The sequence below is a fragment of the Enterobacter sp. Cy-643 genome, assembly GCF_011752815.1.
Taxonomy (GTDB): Bacteria; Pseudomonadota; Gammaproteobacteria; order Enterobacterales; family Enterobacteriaceae; genus Cedecea.
Genome location: NZ_VWWV01000009.1, coordinates 34,123 through 56,960 on the forward strand (window position 1 = coordinate 34,123; position 22,838 = coordinate 56,960).

General features: G+C 57.1%; 22 protein-coding genes. 8 read left to right on the top strand and 14 right to left on the bottom strand.

Annotated elements, in window-relative coordinates; translation table 11 throughout:
- Position 1: 1 nt before the first annotated feature.
- From F3J29_RS21205 to F3J29_RS21220, 4 genes are read right to left on the bottom strand one after another with little or no spacing between them, the layout of a single operon-like run.
- Positions 2-1,375, bottom strand: a complete 1,374-nt coding sequence (locus F3J29_RS21205; protein WP_286175466.1) for an MFS transporter — start codon at positions 1,373-1,375, stop codon at positions 2-4.
- 50 nt (positions 1,376-1,425) lie between these two features.
- On the bottom strand, positions 1,426-2,274 hold the full coding sequence (locus F3J29_RS21210; RefSeq protein WP_166869049.1) for an AraC family transcriptional regulator: 849 nt from the start codon (positions 2,272-2,274) through the stop codon (positions 1,426-1,428).
- A gap of 9 nt (positions 2,275-2,283) precedes the next feature.
- Positions 2,284-3,234 (bottom strand): ketopantoate reductase family protein, encoded by a 951-nt coding sequence (locus F3J29_RS21215; protein ID WP_166869051.1) that lies wholly within the window; start codon positions 3,232-3,234, stop codon positions 2,284-2,286.
- 37 nt (positions 3,235-3,271) lie between these two features.
- Positions 3,272-3,784: a winged helix-turn-helix transcriptional regulator gene (locus tag F3J29_RS21220; protein ID WP_166869053.1), complete on the bottom strand. Its 513-nt coding sequence runs from the start codon at positions 3,782-3,784 to the stop codon at positions 3,272-3,274.
- Between the two features lie 189 nt (positions 3,785-3,973).
- Here F3J29_RS21220 and F3J29_RS21225 point away from each other — a divergent pair, with 189 nt between their 5' ends.
- Complete coding sequence (locus tag F3J29_RS21225; protein WP_166869055.1) at positions 3,974-5,152, top strand: alpha/beta fold hydrolase; 1,179 nt, start codon at positions 3,974-3,976, stop codon at positions 5,150-5,152.
- Here F3J29_RS21225 and F3J29_RS21230 read toward each other — a convergent pair.
- Positions 5,109-6,041: a LysR family transcriptional regulator gene (locus F3J29_RS21230; protein ID WP_166869057.1), complete on the bottom strand. Its 933-nt coding sequence runs from the start codon at positions 6,039-6,041 to the stop codon at positions 5,109-5,111. The genes F3J29_RS21225 and F3J29_RS21230 overlap by 44 nt on opposite strands.
- Before the next feature lie 119 nt (positions 6,042-6,160).
- Here F3J29_RS21230 and F3J29_RS21235 point away from each other — a divergent pair, with 119 nt between their 5' ends.
- Positions 6,161-6,841: a nitroreductase gene (locus F3J29_RS21235; protein ID WP_166869058.1), complete on the top strand. Its 681-nt coding sequence runs from the start codon at positions 6,161-6,163 to the stop codon at positions 6,839-6,841.
- Here the strand turns inward: F3J29_RS21235 and F3J29_RS21240 are convergent.
- The gene (locus tag F3J29_RS21240) at positions 6,838-7,704 is read right to left on the bottom strand and encodes an EamA family transporter (RefSeq protein ID WP_166869059.1); all 867 of its coding nucleotides are present in this window, start codon (positions 7,702-7,704) and stop codon (positions 6,838-6,840) included. The two genes, F3J29_RS21235 and F3J29_RS21240, sit on opposite strands and share 4 nt — an antisense overlap.
- A gap of 92 nt (positions 7,705-7,796) precedes the next feature.
- Here F3J29_RS21240 and F3J29_RS21245 point away from each other — a divergent pair, with 92 nt between their 5' ends.
- Complete coding sequence (locus F3J29_RS21245; RefSeq protein WP_166869061.1) at positions 7,797-8,582, top strand: AraC family transcriptional regulator; 786 nt, start codon at positions 7,797-7,799, stop codon at positions 8,580-8,582.
- 47 nt (positions 8,583-8,629) lie between these two features.
- Here the strand turns inward: F3J29_RS21245 and F3J29_RS21250 are convergent, their stop codons facing one another.
- The 3 genes from F3J29_RS21250 to cbpA form a co-directional block, all read right to left on the bottom strand.
- On the bottom strand, positions 8,630-8,989 hold the full coding sequence (locus F3J29_RS21250; RefSeq protein ID WP_166869063.1) for a KPN_00521 family repetitive protein: 360 nt from the start codon (positions 8,987-8,989) through the stop codon (positions 8,630-8,632).
- Between the two features lie 149 nt (positions 8,990-9,138).
- A complete protein-coding gene (gene cbpM, locus F3J29_RS21255) occupies positions 9,139-9,444 on the bottom strand; it encodes a chaperone modulator CbpM (protein ID WP_166869065.1) in 306 nt (101 codons plus the stop codon).
- Positions 9,444-10,364 carry a curved DNA-binding protein gene (cbpA, locus tag F3J29_RS21260; RefSeq protein ID WP_166869067.1) on the bottom strand — a complete coding sequence of 307 codons (921 nt, stop codon included), beginning with the start codon at positions 10,362-10,364 and terminating at the stop codon, positions 9,444-9,446. The genes cbpM and cbpA overlap by 1 nt, the downstream gene beginning before the upstream one ends.
- Before the next feature lie 384 nt (positions 10,365-10,748).
- On the opposite strand from cbpA, the gene F3J29_RS21265 reads away from it, so the two are divergent.
- Positions 10,749-11,333 (top strand): HI_0983 family protein, encoded by a 585-nt coding sequence (locus tag F3J29_RS21265; RefSeq protein ID WP_166869069.1) that lies wholly within the window; start codon positions 10,749-10,751, stop codon positions 11,331-11,333.
- Positions 11,334-11,624: 291 nt separating this feature from the next.
- Positions 11,625-12,104 carry an efflux pump transcriptional repressor OqxR gene (oqxR, locus tag F3J29_RS21270; protein ID WP_166869071.1) on the top strand — a complete coding sequence of 160 codons (480 nt, stop codon included), beginning with the start codon at positions 11,625-11,627 and terminating at the stop codon, positions 12,102-12,104.
- Between the two features lie 103 nt (positions 12,105-12,207).
- Here oqxR and oqxB read toward each other — a convergent pair whose 3' ends face one another.
- Together oqxB and oqxA are read right to left on the bottom strand one after the other, a co-directional pair.
- A complete protein-coding gene (gene oqxB, locus F3J29_RS21275; RefSeq protein ID WP_166869073.1) occupies positions 12,208-15,360 on the bottom strand; it encodes a multidrug efflux RND transporter permease subunit OqxB in 3,153 nt (1,050 codons plus the stop codon).
- A gap of 23 nt (positions 15,361-15,383) precedes the next feature.
- Positions 15,384-16,562: a multidrug efflux RND transporter periplasmic adaptor subunit OqxA gene (oqxA, locus tag F3J29_RS21280; RefSeq protein ID WP_166869074.1), complete on the bottom strand. Its 1,179-nt coding sequence runs from the start codon at positions 16,560-16,562 to the stop codon at positions 15,384-15,386.
- A 336-nt stretch (positions 16,563-16,898) separates the two neighbouring features.
- On the opposite strand from oqxA, the gene F3J29_RS21285 reads away from it, so the two are divergent.
- Positions 16,899-17,249 carry a helix-turn-helix domain-containing protein gene (locus F3J29_RS21285; protein ID WP_166869076.1) on the top strand — a complete coding sequence of 117 codons (351 nt, stop codon included), beginning with the start codon at positions 16,899-16,901 and terminating at the stop codon, positions 17,247-17,249.
- 401 nt (positions 17,250-17,650) lie between these two features.
- On the top strand, positions 17,651-17,902 hold the full coding sequence (locus F3J29_RS21290) for a hypothetical protein (protein ID WP_166869006.1): 252 nt from the start codon (positions 17,651-17,653) through the stop codon (positions 17,900-17,902).
- A gap of 196 nt (positions 17,903-18,098) precedes the next feature.
- On the opposite strand, the gene F3J29_RS21295 is transcribed toward F3J29_RS21290, so the two are convergent.
- The 3 genes from F3J29_RS21295 to symE all read right to left on the bottom strand — a co-directional run bounded on the left by F3J29_RS21295 (position 18,099) and on the right by symE (position 22,057).
- On the bottom strand, positions 18,099-20,198 hold the full coding sequence (locus F3J29_RS21295; RefSeq protein WP_166869078.1) for a peptidase domain-containing ABC transporter: 2,100 nt from the start codon (positions 20,196-20,198) through the stop codon (positions 18,099-18,101).
- Positions 20,191-21,480, bottom strand: a complete 1,290-nt coding sequence (locus F3J29_RS21300) for an HlyD family secretion protein (protein WP_166869080.1) — start codon at positions 21,478-21,480, stop codon at positions 20,191-20,193. Before F3J29_RS21300 ends, F3J29_RS21295 begins: the two co-directional genes overlap by 8 nt.
- Before the next feature lie 238 nt (positions 21,481-21,718).
- Entirely contained in the window at positions 21,719-22,057 is a 339-nt protein-coding gene (symE, locus tag F3J29_RS21305; protein WP_166869082.1) for an endoribonuclease SymE, read from the bottom strand.
- A gap of 300 nt (positions 22,058-22,357) precedes the next feature.
- Between symE and F3J29_RS21310 the strand changes: the two genes are divergently transcribed.
- Positions 22,358-22,819, top strand: a complete 462-nt coding sequence (locus F3J29_RS21310) for a GNAT family N-acetyltransferase (RefSeq protein ID WP_286175467.1) — start codon at positions 22,358-22,360, stop codon at positions 22,817-22,819.
- The last annotated feature ends 19 nt before the right edge of the window (positions 22,820-22,838 follow it).

Genomic DNA, 22,838 nt, shown 5'->3' on the forward strand with positions numbered 1-22,838 from the left:
GCTATCGCTTCGCGCGGAGCAGCAGGGCTGACAGCGAGGCGATAAGCCCAAAGGCCGCCATCAGTAGCCAGGCCGTCTGGAACTGAGCGGCGGCCCTGGCGCTGCCAGAAACCGCCACAAAGACCCCCACGCCAATCGCCGCGCCAATCTGCCGGGAGGTGTTAATGATCCCGGTGCCGGTGGCGTACTGACTGGCGGGCAGGGCAGACGCACCGCCGGCGATAAAGCCCGTTTGGCCAATGCCCGCGGCAATGCCCGTCAGGATCATGCCCGGCCAATAGGCCAGGAAATAGTGGGCTGTATCCCCCAGAACGCCATACCACCAGATGCCTGAGACCAGAAACAGCAATCCTGCGGTGACGGTGAGTCGCTTCGGTGAAACGTGGGTTCTGCCGGCGATAATCGAAGCCACGACCGCGCTACCGGGCCCGAAGGCAAACGCGGCGCCCGCTTTCATTTCGGGCCAGTGCCAGACCTGCGTCAGGAACAAGCTGCCACCCAGCAGCATGATGGCAAATCCCATATAGAAAAAGGCCATCCCCAGCGTGGCAAGGGTAAATGTCGGCACCCGGAATACCCGCAGGTCGAGCGCCGGGGCGGGCTGCGTCAGGCAGCGGCGCACGAACAGCATCAGAAAAGCAAATGCTCCGGCCAGCACCGCCCAGAGTCTGGGGCTGGTGAATCCCCAGTCGCTGGCCCAGGAGATCCCGGCCACCAGCAGCGCCAGGCCGGCGATCAGCATCAGCGAGCCGAGGATATCCGGCAGCCGGCTTTTGACCACTTCCGTTTCCGTCAGGTGCTTACTTAGCCACAGCGCCGGGAGCGCCACCGGCAGGTTAATCAGAAAGATCAGCCGCCAGTCGATATTGACCAGCGCGCCGCCAAGAATCGGCCCAAGCGCGGCGGCAACCGACCCTGTCGCCGCCCAAATCCCCACCATCTGCTTATGGCGATCTTTGGGGTAGGCGGCCAGCAGCAGCCCCAGGCTGGTGGGGATCATTAGCGCGGCGCCCACGCCTTTCAGGCCGCGGGCGAAAATCAGGGAGAGAACGTCCGGCGCAAGCGCGCAGGCCAAACTCGCCACAGAGAACACGGCCAGGCCAGCTTTAAAGACGCGTTTGCGGCCGTAAATATCCGCCATTCTGCCCGCCGGGACCAAAAATGCGGCAAAGGCGATGGAATAGGCGCTGATCACCCAGGAGAGCGCCTGGTTAGTGGCCCCGGCAAAGCTATCGCGAATGGCCGGGAAAGCGAGGTTAACGACAAACAGATCGAGCGATGACAGCACGCTTCCCGCGCCAATCACAATCATGACCCAGGCTGAAACACGCGCGCTGGCCCGGTGGACGGGCGGTGAATCTGTGGAATAAGACATACTCTGCTCCGAAGAAAGTAAGAACCTTAAAACGCAGGAGTATGAAAAGGTCAGCGGCGGCCGTATTGGATATTTGAAAAATGCGCGTTAACAAATTGTGCCGGCGTAATGCCGAAGCAGCCTTTAAAGCGGCGAATCAAATGGCTCTGATCGAACAGGCCCACGGCGGTGGCCACGTCGGCGGCGGGCAAACCGGTGCGGAGCATTTGCCTGGCGGAGTCCATGCGCACCCTGTTGAGGTAGGCGTGCAGCGACAGGCCATAAGCGGCGCGAAACAGTTGGTTCAGCCGGACCCGGCTCAGGCCGGATGCCTGCGCCATATCTTCGGTGGTCAGCGGGGAGGCAAAGCTGGCGTGCATCAGATCGCGCACTTTGGCTATTCGCGGTTCGCGGCGTTCTTCCTGCGGCGTAAACCGGCGCGTGGAATAGCGGCTCAGCAGCGGCTTTAACGCGTCAATCAGCAGTACCTCCAGCGCTAAGTTATCCTGCGCTTGAAACAGCGTGCGGTGCAGCATTTGTAGCCTGGCGACGATGTCCGGATCGTTCAGAACAGGGCTGGTGAAGCACAGGCTGTGGCCGGAATTCAGTTCCAGCTCGTGGGCAATGCCGTCCACAACCCAGGGCTGCACGTAGAGCATGCTGTAGGTGTAGCCCTGCTCGGAATAAACGCTGCCGTCGTGGGCGTCCCCCGGATTCACAATCATTGCGCTGCCTGCCGGGGCGATGATCGATCCCCGACCCAGGCCCACCTTCGAGGCCCCGACGTCCATGGTGCCAATCACAAAGTAATCATGGGAATGGCGTTCGTAGCGGTGCTTATTAAAATGGGCGTGCAGGCCCTGGAGCCCCTGTGACGGCGCCGCGACAAATTGCGTCCACTCATTAGCGAGAAGCTCCATACAACCTCGCTATTTGAACGGCTGCTGAGTTGCTGCACCGGCCGTACGCTGGTGGGCGTAAACCTGGAGATGGCAATAAGCCGCCCGGTAAAGCGGCACGTTCAGGCCGTGCCGGGTGGCGCGGGTAATCATGTCGCCGACGATGGCATCTCCTTCAAGGCGTGGCGCGTTGCTGGCAATGTCGCGCATCATTGAGGCGGCCCAGGCAGAGTGGGGATCCAGCAGACGCTTTTCAATGCTGGTGATTTCCTCCGGCGGCAGCTTATAGCCTTCCGCCGCGGCAACGCTCAGGCTTTCCGAAAGCGCCTGTTTCATCAGCGCCTCACCATCCTGTGTCGCCAGAATATCTCCCACTGTGCCGCGCATCAGGCAGTTCATCAACGCGCCGGAAGCCAGCATTACCCACTTGTTCCACAGCGCCTGCATGATGTTATCTGACAGGATGCGCGCGCCTGCGGAAGAGGCTAAAAGCGCGTAAACAGCTTTTGCGACATCAAGCGTTGCTGGCGATCTCGCGCCGATAACAACGTGATCCGCCGCACCCATCTGTTTGATCTCGCCGTTGGCGTTAAGCGTGGTGGCAATATAAGCCGCGCCGCCGAGTACCCGATCGCGGCCAAAGCGAGCGTCGAGTTCGTCGTAAACCGAGAGGCCATTGAGGAAAGGCAAAATAGCGGTTGAAGGGCCAATTGCGGGCGTAATGTCCTCGATAGCCGCCTGCAGATCGTAAGTTTTACAGCTGAGCAAAATCAGATCGTAGCCCGGCCGGAGGCTCTCCTTGGTGACTGCGTTAACCGGGGCGTTAAAATTGCCCAAACTGCTTTCCAGCCGCAGCCCTTGCTTTGCCAACAGCTCAGCCCGTTTTGGCCGGACGAGAAAAGTCACGTCAGCGCCGGCTTGAATCAGCCTTGCGCCGTAGTAACCTCCGATTGCACCTGCCCCAACCACCAGTATTTTCATCACTTTTCTCACTGAGTTGACGTTGATCTTGCCCGACTTAGCTTTCGCTGGGTTCGGGGGTTCTGATTCGACCCGCCGAACGCCAGCGGGTGAGGTCGTCGGCACCGGGGCCCAACTCCACCATGACGTCCTGCGGCGAAACTTGCTGCCCGGTTTCGACATCCACGAGGGCAACTTTAACTTTATGTCCGCTGCTGCCGTCCACCATCAAAAGCGACGGCCCGATAAGGTCAGGGATATTCCACTTGCTGCCTATCTGCATCATGCTCAGCAGCACCAGCCCGATATCCCGCCCTTTTTCGGTGAGCAAATATTCGTAGCGATCCGGTCTCGTCTGGTAGCGCTGCCGGGTAATCAACCCTTGCTCTTCAAGCGCTTTTAACCTGTCGGACAGCGTGGCATTGGTGATGCCGCTGGAGCGGCGAAAATCATCGTAGCGGCGCAGGCCTAAAAACAGGTCCCGCATAATCAGCATTCCCCAGCGATCGCCTAAGGCTCCCATCACGCAGGCGACGGAGCAGGTCATACCTTCAAAACCTTTCGAGCGCATAGCGTTCCTTATTTTTCATCAACGTGGATCCGGTAACAGTGTATCGCCGGATTTAAGCCATCGGCTAATCGTTAAACCGCTGTTGATCTTTTCATTGTTACTCTTATTATAAGAGTTAATGGTTGAGCGGGCAAGTTTTAAACAGCCCGATGCCAGACAACAGTCGCTCATTTACCCAGGTGAATTTTGATGAAATCTACGCGTAGCCTCACGAAAGCCAGTCTGCTGTTAAGCCTCTTGCTTGCCGGAGCCGGGATCTCCAGCCCCGTATTTGCCGCCCCCGCAGCAGCACCCGCAGCTCCCTGGGACACCCAGCTCAACCCGGCGGCACATCAGGCCGATGCCGTATTCGCTAACTACACGTTTCGGGATGGCGAAACGCTGGCGCAGGTGAAACTGCACTACGCCACGCTCGGGAAGGCGCACCGAAATGCGCAGGGAGAGATTGATAATGCGATTCTTGTCCTGCACTGGACGGGGGCAGACAGCCGCGCGCTGCTGAGCCCGGTCTGGACCAAATCCCTCTATGGGCCGGGTCGCCCGCTGGATTCGAACCGCTACTATCTGATTTTTGCCGACAGCATTGGTCACGGCCAGTCGAGCAAGCCGAGCGACGGCTTAAAGGCGAAGTTCCCCAACTACGATTACGGCGATATGGTTGATTTGCAGCACAAGCTGGTGACCGAAACGCTGGGTATTCAACATCTGCACGCCGTGATAGGGATGTCGATGGGGGGAATGAATGCCTGGCAATGGGCGGTGGCGTATCCGAACATGATGGACGGCGTCATGCCGGTGGTGTCGCTGCCGATCAAAGTTTCCGGGCGTAATCTGCTGTGGCGCAGAATGATCGTGGACGCGGTGCGAGCCGATCCGACCTGGCACAACGGCAATTATACTCAGGCGCCTGAGAGCTGGCTTCAGGGCTACAATATCCTGAGAATGATGATCGACAGCGCGCCGGATCTGCAAAGGGCGATCCCGGACGGAGCCGCAGCGGACAAGTTCCTGGCGAACAACCGTTTCACCGCCAACCATATCGACACCAATGATGTTCTGTATTCGCTCAAATCCTCCTTCAGCTATAACCCGCAGCCTGACCTGAGCAAAATCACCACCAAACTGTATGCGCTGAACTTCTCGGATGACGAGTTCAATCCGGACAGCCTGCGCGTGCTGGAAACCGAGGTGCCGAAGCTTAAACAGGGCCGCTACGTGGTGCAGTCTGGCACCCCGACATCGCCGGGGCATTTCACCATGACGAGGCCGGATCTGTGGGCGAATCACGTCGGCGAGTTTATGCAATGGATTGGAGATAAACGAGTTAAGCGTCCTGCCAGTAGGGCGGAGAGCCAAACTTTGCCATAAAGAAGTCTATCGCGGTGCGGGTGTTAAGCGACGGGAAGCGCCCGCCGGGGTAGAGCATAAAGAGCGAATGGTCGGTGGCGCTGTAGGATGCGGTGTAATCCGTCATCATCGGGATAAGCCGTTTTGCCCGCAGCGCATCGCTGATTTGCCAGTCCGGGAACAGCACGATCCCTGCGCCATCCTCTGCCGCTTTCACCAGCATTTCAGCGTTGCCGGAGATGATTTTAGGCTCCGGCGTGAGCTGTACTTTTTCTTCGCCCTGTGTGAAATACCAGCGCTGTAGCCCCATCAGGCCGCGGTAGGCCAGCAGTTTATGACTGTGCAGCTCTTCGGGCTTCTGCGGCGTGCCGTAGCGTGCGAGATAGGCCGGGCTGGCGACCAGCCAGGCGCGCTGGCGGGTAATAAAACGCCCGTGCAGCGAGCTGTCCTGCATCGGCGAGATACGCAGCAGCAGATCGGTGCCGTCCGCCAGCGGATCGATGTAGTTATCGGTCAGGTTTAGCTCCAGCCGCAGCGCCGGATAGCGTTCGCTGAATTCAGCAATCCACGGCGCGATGTGGCGCAGGCCGAAAGACACCGGCGCGTTGAAACGAAGCACGCCGCCGGGCTGCTGGCGGCGCTCGCCAATCTGGTTTTGCGCCTGTTCAAGCTGGCTCAGCATTTCCCTGAACGCCGCGGCGTAAATATTCCCCGTCTCGGTGGCGACCACGGCTCGCGTGTTGCGGTAAAGCAATTGTGTTTCCAGCGATTGCTCAAGCTGAATCACGGTGCGGGAAACGGAAGAGGGCGAAAGGTTCTCCTGGCGGGCCACTTCGGAAAAGCTGCCTGCATTGATAACGGCAAGGAAGAGGCGCATTGAGCGCGCATTTATCTGGCTCAGATCTTTCATTTGTGCAATTTCCGCAAAAGTCCTTAATGGATTATACGGTTTTTCGCGACGTCCGGCAGCGCTATCCTCCCCGGCAAGTCATGATTCCCGAACCGTCGGGGAAGCACAGAGAGGATGCTATGAGCAATAAAGTTTTGGCTTTTGACGAGGCAGTGCGTCAGCGTTTTTCATCCCGGGCGTTTCTGCCCACGCCGTTGACTGAGGCGCAAATTCGCGATGTCTTGCAGGATGCCCAGCATTCGCCGTCCAACTGCAACACGCAGCCGTGGAACGTCCATATTGTCTCCGGCGCAACCAAAGATGCGCTGCAAAAGATGATGATTGAGAACGATACGGCGGGCAACGTCACGCCGGATTTCAGCTTCAGCTATGACGATTTTCACGGCGATTACTATGAACGCAGCCAGCGCCAGGCGAAGGTTTATTACGATGCATTAGGCATTGCCCGCGACGATAAAGAGAAGCGCCGCGAAGCGTACCTGCGCAACTTCAACTTTTTCGGCGCGCCGCATGTGGCGTTCCTGTTTATGCCGTCGTTTGGCGACAACGTGCGCGTGGCGTCCGACATCGGCATGTACGGACAGAGCTTCCTGCTGTCTTTGGCAGCGCGCGGTTTTGCCGGCATTCCGCAGACGCTGCTCGGTTTCCATGCCGATGCAACGCGTAAAATTCTGGGCGTGCCGGATGATTATCGCCTGCTGTTCGGGATCTCTTTCGGCTATGCCGACCCGAACGCGCCTTCTGCTCAGGTTCGCATGTGGCGCCAGAGCGTGGACGACAGCGTGACGCTGCATAACTAACGGCTAAGCGGACGCGCTTTCTTCATGCCGATGGCCAGGGCCAGCAGGATCGCCGCCAGCGAAAGCGCGCTGGTGAGATCGGGGTCCTGGCCGAGAATCAGCGCCGAGCTGAGCATAGCGAAGACCGGGATCAGCAAAGAAAGCGGTGCCACGCGGGAAGCCGGGTACGTGTGGAGCAAGGTGTTCCAGCCCCAGTAGCAGAAGTGCGTTGCCGCATAAACCTGGAACAGTAGCGAAAGCACGGCCTGCTTATCAATATTTTGCGCCAGCGAAGTGAAGGGTGCTGAGCCGTGCCAGGCCCAGGTCAGCAGCGTCAGCGGCACAGGGGGAAACAGGCTGGCCCACACCACAAAAGCGAAGATCTCTTTCACGCCGGAAAGTTTGATGATGATGTTGCCGACGCTCCAGGCCAGCGCGCTGACGACAATCAGCCCCAGCCCGGTGAGCGTTGCGCTGCCGGAGCCATCCAGCAGTATGCCGAGCAGGCCTGCCGCTGCCAGCGCGATGCCATAGCGCTGCGGGCGTGTAAGGCGTTCGCCGAACAGCAGGACTCCCCAGCCCAGGGTAAAAAAGGCGCTGAGCTGTATAAGCAAGGCGGCGCTGCCGGGCGGGACGCCAAACGCGATGCCAAGATTGATCAGCGCCCACATCGCCACGCCAAAAATCAGGCCGTAGGCCGCTATCCAGCGCAGACCCACCGCCGGGCGTCGAATAAAGAAAACCCATGGCAGGGCGGCAAGCGTAAACCGCAGGGCGGTTAATAGAAGGGGATCGATATGGGCCAGCCCAAGCCGGGTAAGAGGAAAGTTAATCCCCCAGGCGGCGGTGACGGCCAGGGCGAGAAAAAGGTGTTTGCGCTGCATGTCTGCGTCCGGTGAAAAGTGTTGCCGGAACTGTAGCGGTTCACTGATTGGCCTGCTTTTATTAACGGGTCAATTATGGATAAAATTGGGCCATGCAAAATAATCACGCAGCACTCTATCAGGATTCGCCTCAGGCAATCATCGTCACGGAAAAGCACTTCGCCGATGGCGATTATTTCCCCCGGCATAGCCACGAGCGCGGGCAGTTCGCCTACGCCGCAAGCGGTGTTATCTCCGTGGAGACGCCTGCCGGAAACTGGGCGGTGCCGCCGCAATGTGCCATTTGGGTGCCGGGCGGCCTGGTTCACGCGATGCAAATGCGCGGACCGGTCATTATGCTTAACGGCTATATCAGTAATACCGCGGCGCACCGGCTCGGACTGCCGCAGTCGAGCCAGGTTTTTGGCGTATCAACGCTGCTGCGCGAACTGCTGGCGCAGGCCATATCCCTGGCCGATGTCATTCAGCCTGAAGGGCGCGGCCAAAGCCTACTTGATTTGCTGCTCTATGAAATTGCCTCAATGCCCGGGCTTTCTCTCAACGCCCCGCTGCCCGACGAACCTCGTCTGCAGGCGGCCTGCCGGGCGTTCTTGCGGGCACCTTCGCTGGAAACGTCCGTTGATGATATGGCGACGCGCGTGGGCATGAGCCGCAGAACCTTTACCCGCCAGTTCAGGCAGCAGACCGGCATCAGCTTTGTGGCATGGCGGCAACAGGGCTGCCTGCTGGCGGCGATAGGTCGGCTAGGTGAAGGGGAAGCCATTACGCGCATTGCGCTGGATTTGGGCTACAGCAGTCCGGGGGCTTTTTCTGGCGTGTTTAAAAAGGCATTGGGGAAAACGCCGGGGCGATATTTTGCTGAGAAACCGGCAGATTGAAGCAATAAAAAAGCCGCTTTCGCGGCTTTATCTTCAAAGAAAGCGAATTACTCGGTGACCTTTTTCTTCAGATCGGCCGCGCCTTCTTTGGTCTTATTCCAGCCTTTTTCAGCGCCTTCTTTGGTTGCGTCCCAACCTTTCTCGGTGCCTTCTTTGGTTTTATGCCACGCCTTCTGGGAGCCTTCGCTTATCTTGCTGCCCGTGCTGTCGCTCTTCCCTTCGGCGGCGTGTTTCGACTTAAGCTTCAGCTCTTCGCCTTTGTTTTCCGCCTCGTGCAGTTTCTCTTTGGCAGTGTTCGCGCCTTCGTGCGCCGCGGCGACGGTCTCATCGGTTGCATGTGTGGTGGTCGCGGCAAAAACAGGGGCAGCCAGCAGAATTGCAGATAAAGCGATGATCGTTTTTTTCATAATATCCTCAACAAACGTTATCAGTCCTTATGACCGTGAATAAGCCTGGCACAGCGAAGCGGATGTTGCCTTAGGTAATATTCCTAAATGAAACAGGGTGTTCACGGCTGGTGGATATATTCTGTTGAATAATCCACCAGAAGATACGCTTATGGGTGGCGAATAAAACGCCCTATTCGCTGCCGGAGCAGGCGATTCTCCTGGCGCAGGCGTTCGTTCTCCTCCATCAGGGTGAGCGCCACGGCGATGCCCGGCCAGTCCAGCGCTAATTCTTGTCTTAACCGTAAAGCCCGCTGCGCCACGCTGATGGCGTGGTCGTCAAACTGCCACGGTTCAACCTCAAAATCGTAAGGTTCGACGACGCCAAGGCCGACGATCTCATTGAGTTCCTCCGCCTGAATGCCGGTGTGCAGACAAAACTCGGTGATGGTAAAAGTGACGGTAACGTTAGCCATTATTTTTTCCCCCAATCCTGGCGTGGATTGAACGCCGACTGGGCGTCTGCCAGCTGTTGCCAGAGCGCCGCGGTGTTTTCATCCGGCTTAGGCGGCATCACGATTTTGATCACCGCGAACAGGTCGCCGGTGTGCTGTTTGCTGACCAGCCCTTTGCCCTTGATGCGCAGCTTCTGCCCGGCCTGGCTGCCGGCTGGAATGGTCATCAGAATGCTGTCTTTAAGCGTAGGAACCTCGACTTTTGCCCCCAGCGCAGCTTCCCACGGGGCCAGCGGGAGCACGACTTCAAGGTTGTGACCGACGATGTCGAACAGCGGATGCGGCGCGATATGAATCACCAGCCACAGGTCACCGTTTGGCCCACCGTTTTCACCTGGCGTACCCTGGCCTTTGAGCCGGATGCGCTGCCCATCGCCGACGCCCGCCGGGATTTTCACGTTAAGCGTTTTCGGGACTTCCCGCTCGACGATACCAAACACGTTATAGACCGGCAGCTTGTAGCTGATGGTGCGGCTGTGTTCGGCCAGCGTTTCCTCCAGGAATACCGCGACTTCAATTTCTAAATCATGGCCCCGCGCGGCGTGCGGCTGGCGAGTATGCCTGGCCTGCTGGCCAAACATGGAAGAGAAGATATCTTCGAAGTCCTGGGCGTTGTAGCTCTGCTCGCCGCCCTGGTGGAACTGCTGATTAAACTGCGGATCGTTGCGGTGCTGCCACATCTGGTCGTACTCGGCGCGGCGCTGCTCGTCGCTCAGCACTTCCCAGGCTTCCGCCACTTCTTTAAAGCGGGCTTCTGCGTCGGGCTCTTTGCTGACGTCGGGGTGATATTTGCGCGCCAGGCGGCGGTAGGAGGTTTTGATGGTTTTGAGTTCGTCCGTCGGTTTCACGCCCATGATGGCGTAATAATCCTTTAATTCCATATCGTTATCTCGCATAAATCGGTGCATGCAGAACAGAACGTGCGGAAAAGTGTCGCCGATAAGTATAGGCCTGTTGCGGGAAGGTGGGGCGATGAGCGTCGGATTTTTGTCGAGGCGATTAACGATCGGGCCGGGCGCTTTTATCCAAAATCAGGCTTTATTCCGCTGGTGGGAAAAACGCTAATTCACTTTTTATCCTCCACGTTTGATTGAGAAATTAGTTGAGCATGAATAAACGATCTATTTGATCGCCCGCCAGTTTCAGACTTACTGAATTGAAATCTAGTGCACTTCCTTCTATGGTCTGAGATCGGAGAATGATCGAGTATTTTCCGGGCACCTGCCTCTGAAATATTTAAATAAAGACTAAAAGGAATCTCGTTTTTGAAAACTTATCATATCGTTACCCTGGCATCTGCTTTTCTGCTGGCCGCCTGTGCGGGCCCGCAGTCGGCAAAAACATCGCAAATTAAAGACCTGGCGGCTCCGCAAACCATCGCTTTTGCCGGCAAAACCTACGGGCAATCCTTCACTCGCTCAACGCCTCAGCAGGCGGTATGGGAATACACTACCGACGGTGAAAAGGCCGAAAACTGGCAGTGGACCCGGCTGATTACGGTCAATCAGATCAAACTCAACGCCCCGCTTGACCGCTGGATGCAGGCAACGGCGGTGGAGTTAAACCGCACGGTGCCGAAGCCCCATTTCGATATAGCGAAAAATGGCGACGTGGCCGAGGTTCGGATTATCTACCTGCCGAAACCGGGAGACGCAAAACAAAGCGGCTACGAGTCAGACGTGTGGCTTGCCCGTGAGGCCTGCGGCGGCATCGTCAACCTGCAGTTTGCCCGCCAGTATCCCGCTGACGCGAAAGTAACCGAAAACGACATGGTGAAGCGTATAAAGGCGGATAACGACAAAGATATGGCGGCGCTGCAGGCGTTAAACTGGCAACCAGAGTGCCGCTAACCAGTTTCCCCGGTCAAAACAGGCCGGGGCATTTTATTAAACATCAGCTACATGACTTATTATTCAGCATGGCAAAGACTTGAACTTATTTACCGGCCTGCCAGAATTCATTTATTGAATAGTTTAGCGCCGAAACTTATTAAAATTAAGTTTTCGGTTATTTTGAGCTGGGTCCCAGGGAAAGCTCAGATTGCTTCAAAAAAAACCTGACATTTGTTATATTGTGCTTATTGATTATTCACCTTAGCGGTGCCAAAAAGAACAAGATTCACCGCGACCCAGGAAAATGAAATGTTAGATTACCGCTTCCCGACAGCTTTGCAGATGGTTCTCAGCGTAGCGATGGCGGAGCAAATGGGTGAACGTTCGACCAGCGCGATCCTCGCCTACGGCCTGGAAGCCAACCCGAGCTTTATCCGTAAACTGATGGTTCCCCTCACGCGCGACGGCATTATTGTTTCGACGCTGGGGCGCAACGGTTCCATTCATCTTGGCCGTCCGGCCGAAGAGATAACCCTGCGAGATATTTACCTGTCGGTGATTGAAGACAAAAAGATTTGGGCTTCCCGCCCGGACGTGCCTGCCCGCTGTGTGGTAAGCGCCAACGCCTGCTGGTACTTCAAAACGATTGCGGAAGAAGCCGAAGAGGCGTCTCTGGCCGTGCTGGCGCGCCATACCGTGGCCACCGCGCTGGAGAAAGTGAAAAAGAGCGATACCAGCGGCTGCCAGCCGGTGCCTGAGCTGGAGTCTCTTTACAAAAAAGGCCATTAAGCCCCGCAACGCTTTGCCGCAGAAATAAAAAAACCGCCTCTTTTGAAGGCGGTTTTTTTTATTGGGCTGAGCGGGTGGTTTTGCACCACCCGTTTTGTAAGTCTTATGCCTCGACGGTTTTTGCCTGGGTTTTACCGCGCGTAACGAGCTTACGCAGCGTGACGTAGAACACCGGCGTCAGGAACAAACCAAACAGCGTCACCCCTAACATACCCGAGAACACCGTTACACCTGTCACGCCGCGCACTTCCGCACCCGCGCCATGGCCCAGAATCAGCGGAATAGTCCCGGCGATAAAGGCGATGGAGGTCATCACGATAGGGCGCAGACGCAGGCGGCAGGCTTCCAGCGCGGATTCCATAATTCCCTTGCCCTGCATCTCCAGCTCGCGGGCGAACTCGACGATCAGAATGGCGTTCTTACAGGCCAGGCCCATCAGCACCACCAGTCCGACCTGGACGAACACGTTGTTATCGCCGCCGGTCAGCCAGACCCCGAACAGCGCGGACAGCATGGTCATCGGCACGATCAGGATCACCGCCAGCGGCAGCGTCCAGCTTTCGTACAGTGCGGCGAGCACCAGGAAGGCCAGCAGCACCGCCACCGGGAAGACGATCATCGCCGTGTTGCCCTGGGTCGCCTGCTGGTAGCTCAGATCCGTCCATTCGATGTTCATCCCGTTCGGCAGCACCTGGCCGGACATGGCGGCCAGTTTAGTCATAGCCTGCGCGGAGGAAAGCACGCGTGGATCGGCATCCCCGATGAGATCCGCCGCCGGGTAACCGTTGTAGCGGATCACCGGGTCCGGCCCGTAGGTGGTGGTGATTTTCACCATGCTGCCGATCGGCACCATTTCCCCCTGACTGTTGCGGGTGCGCAGGTTGCCGATGTCTTCCACGCTGTCGCGGAACTGCCCGTCGGCCTGGGCCATCACGCGCCAGGTACGACCAAACTCGTTGAAGTCGTTCACGTAGGACGAGCCCAAATAAGTCTGCAGCGTGCCGAACAGATCGGTCAGCGACACGCCCTGGGCTTTGGCTTTGTCGCGGTCTACCTGCACATCCAGCTGCGGCACGTTCGCCTGGTAGGTGGAGATCGGGAAGTGCATCCCCGGCGTTTGCATGATCGCGCCGGACATGGTGTTCACCGCGGTTTGCAGCGCCCCGTAACCTAAGCCCGCCCGGTCCTGGATATACAGCGAGTAGCCGGAACCCTGACCCAGCCCCAGAATCGGCGGCGGCAGAATCGAGAAGCCGAAGCCTTCCTGGATTTGCGAGATTTTGGCGTTGATCTCGGCGTTAATTTGCGCCGCGGTATGTTTACGCTCGCCGAACGGCTTCAGGCCGAAGAACACCGTGCCGGTATTCGGCGTGTTGGTGAACTGCAGCGCGTTCAGGCCAGGGAATGCCACCGCGTAATCCACGCCCTCGGTGTTCATACCGATTTCGCTCATCTTGCGGATCACCGCGTCGGTGCGTTCCAGCGAAGAGCCTTCCGGCATCTTCACGCCGCCGATCAGGTAGAGTTTATCCTGGGTTGGAATAAACCCGCCCGGCACGGTTTTGAACATCACGCCCGCGGCACACAGCAGCAGCACGTAGACCGCAAACACTGCACCACGGCGGCCAAGGGTTTTACTCACCAGCCCCTGGTAGCCGTCCGAACTGCGGTGGAAGAAACGGTTGAACGGGCGGAACAGCCAGCCGAACAGGCGGTCGATCAGCCGGGTAGGCATGTCCTTCGGCGCGCCGTGCGGCTTCAGCAGCAGAGCTGCCAGCGCCGGGGAGAGCGTCAGGGAGTTAATCGCCGAGATCACCGTCGAAATGGCGATGGTTACCGCGAACTGTTTGTAGAACTGCCCGGTCACGCCGGAGAGGAACGCCATCGGTACGAACACCGCGCACAGCACCAGGGCGATGGCGATAATCGGCCCGGAAACCTCGCGCATGGCCTGATGCGCCGCCTGCAGCGGGGCAAGCCCCTCTTCGATATTACGCTCGACGTTTTCCACCACCACGATGGCGTCGTCCACCACGATGCCGATGGCGAGCACCAGCCCGAACAAACTCAGCGTGTTGAGCGAGAAGCCAAGCAGGTAGAGGATGCTGAACGTGCCCACCACGGAAACCGGGACGGCAATCAGCGGGATGATCGACGCGCGCCAGGTTTGCAGGAACAGGATCACCACCAGCACAACAAGCACTACCGCTTCCAGCAGAGTTTGCACCACCGCCCGGATAGAGTCGCGCACGAAAACCGTTGGGTCGTAAGGTGCCGCCCACTTCATGTCTTCCGGGAAGCGCGTGGACAGCTCGGCCATCTTGGCGCGTACGGCGTTAGACAGATCGATGGCGTTGGCGCCGGGTGCCTGGAAGATACCGATCCCGACCGCGTCTTTGTTGTTCAACTGGGAGCGCAGGGCATAACTGCCTGAACCCAGCTCGATACGCGCCACGTCGCGCAGGCGAACCAGCGAGCCGTCCGGGGCGGTTTTCAGGATGATGTTGCCGAACTCTTCTTCGCTGTGCAGGCGGCCCTGGGCGTTAATCGAAATCAGGAAATCGCTCGCTTTCGGCAGCGGCTCTGCCCCGAGCTGACCGGCAGACACCTGCACGTTCTGCTCCTGCATCGCCGTGACCACGTCAGACGCCGTCAGGCCACGCGCCGCCACTTTGTTCGGATCCAGCCACACGCGCATGGCGTATTCGCCGGAGCCGAAAATCTGGATCTGCCCGACGCCCGGCAGACGCGCGAGTTCGTCTTTCACCTTCAGCGTGGCGTAGTTACGCATATACAGCGAGTCGTACTTGCCGTTCGGCGAGAACAGATGTACCACCAGGGTCAGCGTCGGCGACTGTTTCTGGGTGGTGATGCCGAGGCGGCGAACGTCTTCCGGCAGGCGAGCTTCGGCCTGGGAAACACGGTTCTGCACCTGAACCTGGGCCTGATCCGGATCGGTACCCGGACGGAAGGTCACGGTTGTCACCAGCACACCGTCAGAGCCAGCAACGGATTTCATGTACATCATGTTTTCGACGCCGTTAATCGCTTCTTCCAGCGGCGTCGCCACGGTTTCAGCGATCACTTTCGGGTTGGCGCCAGGGTATTCCGCCCGAACCTGCACGCTCGGCGGCACGACGTCCGGGTATTCACTGATCGGCAGCAGCGGGATCGCGATAAGCCCCGTAGTAAAAATCAGAATCGACAGCACCGCGGCAAAAATCGGCCTGTCGATAAAAAAGCGGGAAAAGTCCATGCGTCGGATTCTCTGGTAAGGGATCAGTTAACGGCAGCGCGGGTGGCGGCCATGGCGACAGGTTTCGCGTTCACCGGCATGCCCGGCATAAACACTTTCTGTAGCCCGTCGACGATGACTTTATCGCCAGGGTTCAGCCCCTGCTGCACGATGCGCAGCCCGGCAGCCAGGCGGCCCGGCGTGATGTCGCGGCGCTGCGCTTTGCCGTCTTTATCCACGATGTAGACGTATTTTCTGTCCTGATCGGTCAGCACCGCTTTGTCGTTGATCAGCAGGGCCTGGAACTCCGCGCTGCCCGGCAGACGAACGCGGGCGAACAGCCCCGGGGTGAACTGACGCTGGGCGTTATCCAGCACGGCGCGCATGCGGATGGTACCGGTGCTGGCGGTGAGCTGATTGTCGAGGAAGTCGACGGTGCCCTGATGCGGGTAACCTTCTTCGCCGGACAGGCCAATTTCTACCGGCAGTGCCTTATGGTCACTGGACGCGCCCTGGCCGCTGCGGGCAAGGTTCTGGTAGTGGAGATAGGTGGATTCGTCCACGTCGAAGTAGGCGTAAACCGTCTTCTGAGAAACCACGGTGGTGAGTACGCTGGCGCTGTCGCCCGCCGTGACCAGGTTGCCGCTGGTGATCAGCGCGCGGCTGGCGCGGCCGTCGATTGGCGCGGTGACTTTGGTGAAGTCGAGGTTAAGCTGGGCCGCGTCAACCGCCGCCTGGGCCGCACGAATATCGGCGTCGGCCTGGGTAGCGGCGGAACGGCGCTGTTCCCACTCTTCGCGGGAAATCACGTTGGTGCCAATCAGCTTGTCGGTGCGGCTGGCTTCGCTGCGGGCGAGGCTGGCCTGGGTTTTGGCTCTCATCAACGCCGCCTGCGCCTGTTCCAGGGCGGCGCGGTAGGTTCTGTCGTCGATGGTGAACAGCACTTCACCTTTCTTCACTTCCTGGCCGTCGGTGTAGTTCACTTTGTCGATGTAGCCGGAGACGCGGGGGCGGAGCTGAACGCTTTCCACCGCTTCGATGCGGCCGTTGAAACTGTCCCACTGGCTGACGGGTTTCACCACCACGTCGGCGACGCTGACGGCAGGTGCCTGCGGCACGGCGTTTTGTGCGACTCCCCGGTCGCATCCGGCGAGCAGCGCGGCAAGCAGTACCGGCCCCAACACGCGCAGATGAAGGCTAACCCAATGTTTTTGCAGGCTCATTATTCTTATTCCGATAGTTGAAGTCGGCCGGGCAAGACGCAGCGGAGGGTGCCGCGCCACTTCCTTTGTCCGGGCTGACCTGAGGCCATTTGTGTCGCTCATCGGCACAAAATGTGTATCAATTACCAATACAGTATCGCGGCGATTGTAGGAAGGCGTAGAACTAAGTGCAAGAATAATTGTTGCACTTTCTGTGCTATTTGTGCCATTCGAAAAAGGCCCATTTGTAACGAGGATTTAATGTAACAATAAAACTTGCAATTTTTGTCAAAGCGGTTCAAGTTTAAATGCAACTGATAAAGATGCTTTTAACAAAACCCGCAGGGGAGAGAGACAATGAGCACCGATGCCTTCATGCACGATTTACTCGGCTGGATTGATACCCACCTCGACAGCCGCCTCGATATCAACACCGTTTCCGAGCGGGCCGGGTACTCGAAGTGGCACCTGCAGCGGATCTTCAAGCAGCACACCGGCTACAACATGGGCGAGTACATCCGCGCGCAGAAGCTGAAGAAATCCGCCGAGCGCCTGAGCCGCACCGAAGAGCCGATCCTGAACGTGGCGATCTCCCTCGGCTTTGACTCGCAGCAGTCTTTCAACCGCAGCTTTAAGCGCCAGTATGGCATCGCGCCGGGCGTGTGGCGCCGGCAGCTGGCGCACACCGGGAACCGCTATGGGGCCTGAGAGACGTCTACTTCCAGCCTGCCCTTTGATCAGGGCGGGTTGGGGGATGAATATTTAAGTCATATTAAAATGGCGTTCAGACTGTTGAATCAGAATGAATATATAGTCGATGAAATAAACCTGCCTATATACAATATATAACATAGTTAACCCGCCTTTTTGCTATATTCCATTTTGTACAAATGCTTATTCAAGTAATCACCGTGATAGTAATGTGACATTTATAAGCCTGTTAAAAACAGGCCTATTAAAAATAAAAAAATAATGTTTTATGGTTGTTTGATCTTTTGCCTGGCCTGTATTAGAAATTATATCAGGGTAGGGAATGCATTGTTTTACCGCCTCACTATCCGCGAGAGCTTTTAACCTTTCTTTCCGTTTATTTTATTATGGTGAAAATCATGAAAGAATTATCCACTCAGGAAGTTAAGTCAGTTAGCGGTGCGGGTTTACTGGATGGCGTGCTCGGCGGCGCGGGCGATCCGCTGGGCACCGTGGGCGGCATTGTTAGCGGCCTGCCGGTTGTGGGCGGCGTGCTCAATGGCGTGACCCAACTTGTGGGTGGCGTGGTGAATAGCGTGGTTAGCGGCGTGAGTTCTATTCTGGGCGGCCTGCTTGGCGGCACCGGTCTGTTCGGCAGCACCAAGCGTTAATATCGCGGACGCGATGCTTTTCCCAATGGAATAACGGAACGGCATTTTAAGGGATTAAAACACTCCCCATAATATATGGCAGCCGCCGGAAGGGTGCTGCTGTATATTTTCGTTTATGCAATTTCCTTTTCTATTTAATGACTATAATCCTGGCTTAAATAAGAGGAATGTCTCCTCTTATTTAAGCCGCTGGTCACTATCCTAAATCTATCACCCGGTTAGCGCTGGCGATTGTCGACGGGCGATGGGCAATGAAGATGCGGGTTATTTTTAGCGCAGCGATAGCGGCATTGATATGCGCCTCATTGGCCAGATCCAGGTGGCTGGTGGCCTCGTCGAGAAACAGCAAACTGGGCTGCCGGTAAAGTGCCCTGGCGATCAGTAGCCGCTGTTTCTGCCCCCCGGAAAGGTTGCCCCCCAGTTCGCCAATCAGCGTTTCATAGCCCATCGGCAGGCTCATAATTTCGTCATGAATATTGCAGCTCCGCGCGCAGCTGACAATGCGCTCCGCATCTTTGCTGCTGTCGAAGCTGCCGATGTTGTCGGCTATCGACCCGGCAAAAAGTTTGTCGTCCTGCAGCACGCAGGCGATGCTGTCGCGGTAGTTATTCAGCCCGACTTTGCTAATGTCCAGGCCGTCGATCAGGATCTGCCCACGGGTGGGGTCGAGCAGCCCGGCCATCACCTTCATTAAGGTTGTTTTCCCGATCCCGGAAGGGCCGACGATGGCCACGCTTTCCCCGGCGGCGACGGCGATGTTCAGATCGGCGAAAATTGGCCTGGAAAGCGCGTCGTACTGAAAGACCAGGTCGCGGGCTTCAAAGCTGGCGGGCTGATTTTTAGGCAGCAGCTTGCGCGGCGGCTGGCTGGTTTCGGTCTCGGTAAACACCACGTCGGCGATACGGTCGCTGTGCAGGCCGAGCATACGCAGCTGCAGAATCATATCGATCAGGCTGGCCGCCCGCTCAGAGAACTGCCCGCGATAGGCGTTGAAGGCGACGAACATCCCGAGCGTCATCTGGCCGTTAATCACCATCAGCGCGCCCAGCCACAAAATCACTATCTGATCGACGGCACCGATAAAAGTGTTGATGCCCCCGAACAGCATATCCAGCTTGGTGATGCGGATGTTGGCGTTGGCGGTATCTATATTGAGGTTGAGCCAGTACTGCGAGCGCGTGGTCGACAGCCCCAGCGCTTTCAGCGTGCCGATGCCGTAGAGGGTTTCCATAAAGTGGGAATTGGCCCGCGCGCTTTTGACAATTTTCTCTTCCGAGGCCTGGCGGTACTGGTTGTAGGTGGCCAGGCGCAGCACCATATAAAACGCGGTAAAGCCCAGCACCACCCACACCAGCCAGCCGCCGTAAAGCACCATCATAATCAGCACGCCGACCGACATCAGGGTGTCGATGATGCCGTTGACCAGGTTGGTGGTCAGCGTGGTGCGGATAGTATCCAGGGAGCCAAAGCGGGACTGGATATCGCCGAGTTTACGCTTCTCGAAATAGGCGAGAGGCAGTTTGAGCAGGTGGTCGAACATGCCTGCTTTCCACTGCACTTCAATCAGGGAATTCATCACCAGCGACGTCCAGGCCCGGAGCATGCTGACGAAGGTGCGAAACAAGGTAAAGAACAGCAGCCCGATGCAGATCAGCGCCAGTAAGTCATGATCCTCCGCGATGATGACGTGGTCCATCACCAGCTGGGTGCCGATGGGGATCAGCAGGTTGATTGCCTCCACCACCAGAGACAGGCAGAAGATTTTCGTCAAAAAGCCTTTCAGGCCGCCGACGTTGCCGAGCAGGGTGCGGAAGCTGAGGCGGCTGCGCTGGGTCACGCGGGCAAACTCGCTGTCCGGCCAGAGTTCCAGCGCGACGCCGGTAAAATGCCGGGACATTTCCGCCAGGCCCACGACGCGGCGGCCAAAGCCCGGGTCGTGGATCACAAAGCCCGAGCGTTTGACGGCGACCAGCACCACAAAGTGGCTCATGTCCCAGTGGAGAATGCAGGGCGTTTTCAGCTCGCGCAGCTCGTTCAGATCCAGCGAAAGCGGGCGGCTTTTCAGGCGCAGCTGGGTGGCGATATCAATCAGCAACGCCAGCGTCGCGCCGTGAGAGGAGATGCCAAACCGCTGGCGCAGGCTGAAGAGGTCGATGTTCATGCCGTGGTAGCGGCAGACCATCACCATGCAAGCCAGGCCGCACTCTGCCGCTTCCGTTTGCAGGACCTGGGGCACTCTGCGGCGCAGGCTGAAGTTCAGCTGATGCATCATGTCTTTCAAAGCGGATTCATTCATGCACGGGTCCGGTTAGGCTTTTTTTAAGGTCGTAGTAAGGGGCGAGCATCCACTGGTAGACGGGGCGTTTTTCCAGGAATAGCGTGGACTCCGCCTTCATGCCGCTGGAGAGCCGCAGGGGGTTGTCTTTGGCGGTGAGGCGGTTCAGGTCGAGCGTGACCAGCACTTTGTAAAAGGGCTGACTGGTGGTGCCGGATGGCTGGCGGGGCACATTGTTGTACATCGCCATTTCCTGCGCCGAGGCGGGCACGCTGGAAATCGACAGGATCTTGCCGGGGAACTGGCCAAACTTCTCAAAGGGAAAAGCCTCGTAGCGGATGTTGATGCTGTCCCCCGGCGTGACGTAGGGCAGGCTGCTGTTGGGGAGCCACAGCACTAGCGCGTAGCCGTCGCCCCCGTTGGGAACCAGCTGGGCGAGGCTGTCGCCGGCGTTGACCATCTGCCCCTGGGTGACGCTCAGGGAGTCGATTTTTCCGTCGCTGGGGGCGTCGATAAACACAGTTCCGCCGCCGTCCACTTCTGTCAGCTGGCGGTTGAGGCCACTTAGCTGGAACTGGTACTGGGAGATTTGGTTGTCAAAATCCGTCGCCCGCGTGGAGAGCTCGCTTTGCAGGTTGGTGATCTGCAGGCTTTCCTGGATGCTCTGGGTGTTCAGGCTTTGGTAGGCGGTTTGCTGCTGATAATAGAGGTAGCGCTGGTTGTTGAGCTGGTCTTTGGTGATCATGCCCTTGCGCTGGTAGCCGTCGTAGTTGTCCATGCTCTGGCGCATCTCTTCCATGCCTTTGGCGGCGTTCGCCACCAGGGCCAGGGACTTCTCGTGCGCGGTCTGGTACTGAGTCAGCTGCTGCCTGAGGTTTTGCTCGGTTTTCTGCTTGTTCTGCTGCAGCTTGAGGATTATTTCCCCGATAAGCTGGATCTGCTGTTGGATGGCGGCGATAGAGTTCTGGCTGACGTTGCCCGACTGGGTCGAGCGGCTGGTATCTATCTGATACAGATGGTCGCCTTTGGCCACGCTGTCGCCGGTTTTAACCCAGGTGTGGGTGATAAAACCCTGCTGAGGAGAGAAGATATTGATGGCGTGCGGCTGGGTGATGACTTCCCCGCTGACGTTAATCCGCCGGGTGTAGCTGGAGAAGGCCATCAGGCTTATCAAAATAATTAAAAACGCGGCGGAGAGTAAAACCACCACCCAGGCGGGATACCCGGAGATCAGTAAAGCTTTACCCAGCCATTTGCTGCGGGTGTGCTCTATGGCTTCCTTGCGGAATATATTTCTGTTCATCGGGTGAGAGCAGGCCATCATCGTTTTTTATACTCATTAGAGTAGTTTAAGCGTTTGCGCGCGCCAGCAATATGGTGAGTTTTTTTATTCTTATGGCGGGAGGGAATAATATATTTTAAATAGAGAAGCCCAAACCCGGAATAGGGTTTTTATTTCCAGGGTTATTTAAAGTGAAATTAACGTTGCGGTAAAACTTAGTTCATTAACCCCGGCAAATCACCGGGGCAAGGGTTAGCCGTTAACGCATCGGTGGCTTAGGAGCGATCACGTCCTCGATAAACGCTTTGACCTGCTTCTGCCTGCGGGCGGAAAACTTACACACCTTGCGAAGCGTCTGCATGATCTCCGGCTCTTCCTCCGGCGGCTGCGGCTCTTTGGCCGTTAATATCAGGCAGCCCGGCAGAACCCGCACCTCCACGCTCGTGCCCGTATCAAAACCCGCTTTTGCAAGCCAGAACCCATTCAACGTTATGGCGGGCGAAGGCTGGAATTTTTTCGAATCCCGAATGTAGCCCACAGTATAAGCCCTTGTTGTTGTGGGGATGTGCTTCTCTGGCTTATTATGCTCGTCAGTCATGGTCAACTCCGTATTAGTTGGCTGTGATTAGCGGTTAGGGCGGGTTGCCGCCTGCCTTAATCGCGCTTCTTTTACTTCTCTTCTTTGCTTTTCTTCTTTGCTTCTGTTCTTAATGCTGATAGCTACATACTTCATGCCGGTATTATACCGCGGCACCTTGTCTGGCCGCGAAATAGGGGAGGGAAATGGAATGCGCCTCGCAGAAAAAACATGGATAGATTTACAGGGGGGAATTGTTTTTTTCGCCTACTATTCGTTCTCTCTGGCCTTTGTTAATCATTGATAAAAACAGGTACATCCTTGGTTAATTTGCCGCTAACAGATCTGAATATTTATCCCGCTTCCTCCGATGATGCGCAGATGCTGGCTGATATACGCGTTGAATCAATGCGTCCCAGCCTGGAAGCGCTGAACAGGTTTGATCCCGTCAGAGCGCGAGATCGTTTTCTCTCTACATTCGAGGAAAATGATACCTTCATCCTTTCCCTGGATGGCGAAGTCGCTGGTTTCTATGTGCTCAGAACCTACCCTGAATATTTATATTTGGATCACTTCTATATCAAAAAACAATTTCAGGAGAAAGGAATCGGAAGCATTGTGATGAAAGGCTTGAAGGTACAAGCCAGTACCTTAAAGAAACCTATCCGGTTGATCGCCCTAAAAGAAAGCCCGGCCAATGCATTTTATCTCTCACAGGGTTTTATTTTTGAGCGTGCGGAGGGGGTTGATAGGCATTATTTTTGGGCGTTGGAAGAATATTAAGAGTGGGTGGTTTGGGCTT